A 5,068-nucleotide genomic window follows, 5' to 3' on the forward strand; every position below is an offset into this window, starting at 1 on the left:
CTATTAATGGTATTATGGAAATAGCATCAACGATACCACCTACTATACCTACTACCAGAGGTGACGGAGTAGTAAGGCTTAATATAATAAGTGGGAGAGATATAATTGATAGTATTATAGAAATTACACCTACTGTTTTCAGAAGAGATAGAAATCCTTTTGAATCTAAGTGTTCTTTTTCCCTTAAATAATATAAAGAAAATGCTTATACACATTATAGCACAAAGTATTACTGCTGCTATTTTTATTATAGCTGCTGCTATAAGTGCTGCTAAATAAGCTATATTCATTGCAATTATCACACACCATAATAAAAAAGTCAACTCCATATGTTTAGGTTGTAAAATCCCAAAAAGCAGCCAGAATAGAATAAGCAAACATTTACGAATTGAATTTAGTGCAAACAAGGGTGTTGATATCAACCATACTCTGCAGAATCGCAATATGGTATGACTACATGCTTTTTATTGATTTGATTAACATAATCAGCAGAGAGTTTTGTTTTGCAAAAGATGTCTACAGTAACATACTGCAATTATTTGGAATTGTAGGGCTAGGTGCAATTGTAAGGCCACTTGGTGCATTCATATTTGGTCACGTTGGTGACAGGTATGGAAGGAGGATAGCATTAATAATTACTATCTTGCTAATATCGATACCGTCTAGTCTCATTGCATTTATTCCAAGTCACAATCAAGTAGGTATAATTTCTACTATATTGCTTCTTGCAATCCATATAACACAAGGAATTGCACTTGGTGGTGAACAAGGAAGTTCTGTTTATCTTATAGAGCATTTATCCAGTAGGAAAGAGAACTTAGGGATGTATTTTGGAATGATGGGTTTTGGTCGCTCCATTGGCGTCTTGCTTTCTGCGGTGATAGTGATTATCTGCAAAAAAACTACTGATTTTTGTACCTGGGGTTGGAGATTGCCATTTATTTTCTCAGCTATTTTAGGATTAATTAGCGCGTATAGCATATACACATTGGGAGAAACTCCAGCATATGAAAAAAATCGAAAACAAAGAAATTTACCTGATTTGCCAATAATAGAGCTTATAAAACGCCACAAGAGAGCTCTTATACTTGCTATTTTAATATCTGTACCTGTTAATGTTGCTGTTGGATTTACCATATTTCTTCGAACTCTCGCAAAGGAAATAGCATCAGTGGATGTTTATGTAACAACATATATCAACGAAATTGTATTGATTATAACCAGTGTATTAATGCCGATATCTTCAATAGCGTTTGGAATGTTGGCTGATAAAGTTGGAAAAGAGCGCACTGCAATCTTATTTATAGCAATTACAATGGCACTGTGTTGTCCTGCGTTATCTATTGCATATTACTATAAAAATTATCTTGTGATTGCGTTGAGCGTAATGGTTCTCTCTATAATAGAAAGGGGTATAGTTCCCATAGGAATAGTTGCATCTGAACTCTTTCCTACCAATGTTAGATTTAGTGGTGTGAGCTTATCACGCAATATCTCTTATGCGTTACATGGAGGATTTACTCCTATGGTTTGTATTTGGTTGACTGTAACATTTCCTCAAACAAACCTTGCTGCTGGGCTTTATATAGTCTTCTGCTTGTTGATCAGTGTGGTAGCAATATTGCAAATAAAACCGCAAGATAAGAAATTTGATTGGTCTTAGTTTTCTCTTAAGTGTGTATTCTCCTAAGTTGAAAAAAGGTGTGAAAAATGCGCTAATCTCGCTAAATGAGAAAATTTTATTGCGGAAAAATTAGAACGATCAAAAACACATGCCATGATTAAACTTTTTTATGCGTAACACTAATTTCTTATTCTATTCGTCTAAAAAAACAGTATTTCCAACTGTAAATTTAAGTCTTTACAAGCGTCACAAATATAGTATGATACAAGTTAGGCTTTGTAGAGGGTATATGACAACAGATACAGAAAATAATAATAGAATTAATGTAGTACGTGAACAAGCAGGAAATGCTGTTCATTCAGATATTGCTTACTCAGAAAGAATACAAAAATCAGTAGAAAATGAAGCATTGTGTGATGCGTGGTCTAATTTTGAGTACTTTGAAGATGTGTTGAGAATAAAAAACAGCACCGATAGGGAAAACAGAATTAAGCAGCTTATCAAGGAAGATTTAGATATAAATGCTACAAAAAATGGCAAAACTATTCTAGACGTTGCTATAGAAAAAAAATGCTCATCAAAAGTTATAAGTTCATTAATAAGCAATGGCAGTAGGATTGATACTATAGATGCTAGCGATCGTACTGTACTGCATAGATCTGTTAGGAATGAAAATAGAAAAGTTGTTGAGTTGTTTTTAGAAGCTAATGAAAAAGAAGTGTCTCAGTACCTGGTAGCAAGGTTTTTGCCATTGTCTATGTTATGTCAAAAAATAGAAGTAAATGCTAAGGATAATGATGGTTGTACTGCTTTGGATTATGCTCAATATGGCAGTGAAATGTATAGCTTGCTGCAAAAATATGGAGCACAACATAGTGAAAAGTTTTTATACTCACGCAACCTTAATATAGGGGAATTAGATTTAAATAAACTTGTTTCTGACCATAACTACTGCTTTGATGTGCTTACAAAAGCATTAGAGATTGAGGACAGATGCGAAAAGGAAGAGGTTATAGATTGGTTGCTAAAAAATGGTGCTAACATTAATGTTAACAAAGGTGATCAAGCCCTACCGAGTGTTGCAGCTGAAAAAGGTGATGTTGAAAATGCTGTGCTATTGCTTGAAAGGGGAGCACATGAAGGAGTAAATTCTCAAGATGCTGAAGGAAGAACGTTATTACTAAATGCAATTATTCAAGATAAGTTGGGCCATGCAAAATATCTCATAAAACAAAGAGTTAACGTTAATATACCAGATAATAATGGAAATAGCTCACTACACTACGCTGTTGTCAATTTTATTAAGCAGCGCTTAATTGAATGTGATGAAACCTATACAGCTAACACTACTTTTTATGATTTTCTTAAGAATGGTGCAGATCTCTATATCAAAAATCATGATAACCTTACAGCATTTGAATATGCTTTTCACGCAAGAATAGCTCCTAGGGAAGCTGTTTATTTATTCAAGCTATATATAGAAAGAGGTGATCAGAGTGAAAACATGCAGTTAGTAAAAAATTTCAAATTGCCTTCTGGTGAAACACTATTGGAGTATTTTTTCAACAATAAATTATTTGATAGTGCTCAATCTTGTATAGATCTAGGAGCAAATGTTTCGCATAATGGGTCATCTTTACTGATACAAGCTCTTCAGAATCGAGATATAGAAGGTATCGGGTTTCTTTTACGAAACAGAGCAGACATTCCAAATAACGCAAACATTTCAAATAATAAGAAAAACTGTAAGTTGTATTTCCAAGTAGCGGTTGGATGTGTAGCGATGTTTTCGCTTGGTATGGGAGCTGCAGCCACGTTTACTCTAATTAAAATGTCTCCGCTAGTGTTAGTAATAGTAGCTGTGACCTTCTTTTTGACTGCAATAGCATCTATGTCTCTGTTTGTATTATATAAAAAAGTAAAAGGGGAACGCAAACACGAGGTAATTGTTAATAATGCTGTATTTAACATAAGTCTAGAAGAAGCGGCTAATGATTTGTTTAGCGGGTTATCAACTATAGCAGAAAGAGGAGCAGAAGCAGGTGCACTATACCTGGAAGTAAAGGAAAAGACTGAAAGTGTAGCTAAAAAAATGATATCCAAAAAGGAATTAATTGAAGCAAGATTTCAAAATATACAAGAAAATTTCATTAATAAGTTAAGTAATTTTGAAGAACTTCAAGGTGCTAGAGATTCTAGTACTTTAAAGAAATTCTATGCTGCTGTTAAAGATGTTCTAAAGATACGCTCCAGCATTCCTATTTCCAATTTACATCTATTATCGCTTGTTTACCATTTATCATTGGAAGTATCATATGCTATTTTTCAGGCAATAACTGATCCAACTCTTGGAAGTACAGTTTTAACTGCCATAAGTGAAGGAAAATTGCCTGAAGATAAGCAGTGGGCTAAGGTATTAAAAAATACAGTACCAAACTTAATAAGAAATCAAGAAGTTGTGCGGAATGTTATAGTACCAACTCTTACTGATATTTTAAAGAGCCTATCAGGATCAAGAGAAGAAAGAAAATTTATAATCTATACTCTGGTCTGCCTGAAAGAAGTGATTGATGAAGTTTATACGACATCGGTACAAGAGTCATTGTATAGGATATTAGGAGTAGAACTTGCAAATAGTCTAAATGGTATGGTACAGGCAATAAGTAACCTATTAGGCTGCTATGGACACGAAGAAGTAGAACGTGCAAGAACCGCAAATGAGTTAGATTAAAGAGTAGGTAAACTTACACCTGAAGAAACGCGGCAATTCGTTATAAACTTAGGGGAGAGAGTAGGATCTCTCAGGGAGTTTGAGGGTCGAGTTACAAATAAACAGTCAATTAGTAAATTGATAGATTATTGTTTGGACCCAAAACTGAATGATAGGGAAGCAGCCGCAACACTATTAAATTATATACTCACATGTACTGAAGATGGTCGTTATTTGGCCGCTGAAGCTGGTACTAATAATAATTTATCTAGCAACTCTAATGTTGTACTTATTACGCACGTGGCAGCAAATCGATCTGCACAGTTAGACTAGAGGCGGCTATATGGAAAAAAGTGAAGATAGTTTCAGAGATAAGCAAGCAAATGACAATTGATAGACTTAAACTATGTTCTCAATTTCTCAAAAAAATCCTTTAACAAAAAAGAGCATTCTGTTTCTAATATTCCACCATAAACTTCAGGTATATGGCTGCAAAATTGAAATATCTTAGCACCATTTTCAATTCCTCCACCTTTTGGATTATAAGCTCCAAAGTACAATCGTTTAATTCTGGCAAAGGAAATAGCTTGAGCACACATCGGACATGGTTCTAATGTTACGTACATATCAGCATCACAAAGCGTGGAAGTTGAAAATGCTTGTCTGATCGCTAACATCTCTGCATGTGCAGTTGGATCGTTAGATATATTGTGTGCAGAAGAAATGATATTGTC

The 5,068-nt window shown here is 34.4% G+C and carries 5 protein-coding genes; 4 read left to right on the forward strand and 1 reads right to left on the reverse strand.

Annotation, left to right across the window (positions count from 1 at the left end):
• The 4 genes from OZD66_RS01135 to OZD66_RS01150 form a co-directional block, all read left to right on the forward strand.
• Positions 1–191 (forward strand): hypothetical protein (locus tag OZD66_RS01135; protein WP_275021962.1); only part of this gene is annotated, 191 nt, incomplete at its 5' end.
• Between the two features lie 206 nt (positions 192–397).
• Positions 398–1,663 (forward strand): MFS transporter, encoded by a 1,266-nt coding sequence (locus OZD66_RS01140; protein ID WP_264373821.1) that lies wholly within the window; start codon positions 398–400, stop codon positions 1,661–1,663.
• Positions 1,664–1,913: 250 nt separating this feature from the next.
• Positions 1,914–4,355 carry an ankyrin repeat domain-containing protein gene (locus OZD66_RS01145; protein ID WP_259348507.1) on the forward strand — a complete coding sequence of 814 codons (2,442 nt, stop codon included), beginning with the start codon at positions 1,914–1,916 and terminating at the stop codon, positions 4,353–4,355.
• Between the two features lie 117 nt (positions 4,356–4,472).
• Positions 4,473–4,667, forward strand: a complete 195-nt coding sequence (locus OZD66_RS01150) for a hypothetical protein (protein WP_275021966.1) — start codon at positions 4,473–4,475, stop codon at positions 4,665–4,667.
• Positions 4,668–4,738: 71 nt separating this feature from the next.
• Here OZD66_RS01150 and OZD66_RS01155 read toward each other — a convergent pair.
• Positions 4,739–5,068, reverse strand: a 330-nt coding sequence (locus OZD66_RS01155) for a nucleoside deaminase (protein ID WP_275021968.1), incomplete at its 5' end; no start/stop codon positions are given.

The sequence above is a fragment of the Wolbachia endosymbiont of Drosophila baimaii genome, from assembly GCF_028982185.1.
In the GTDB taxonomy this organism is placed as follows: Bacteria; Pseudomonadota; Alphaproteobacteria; order Rickettsiales; family Anaplasmataceae; genus Wolbachia; species Wolbachia pipientis.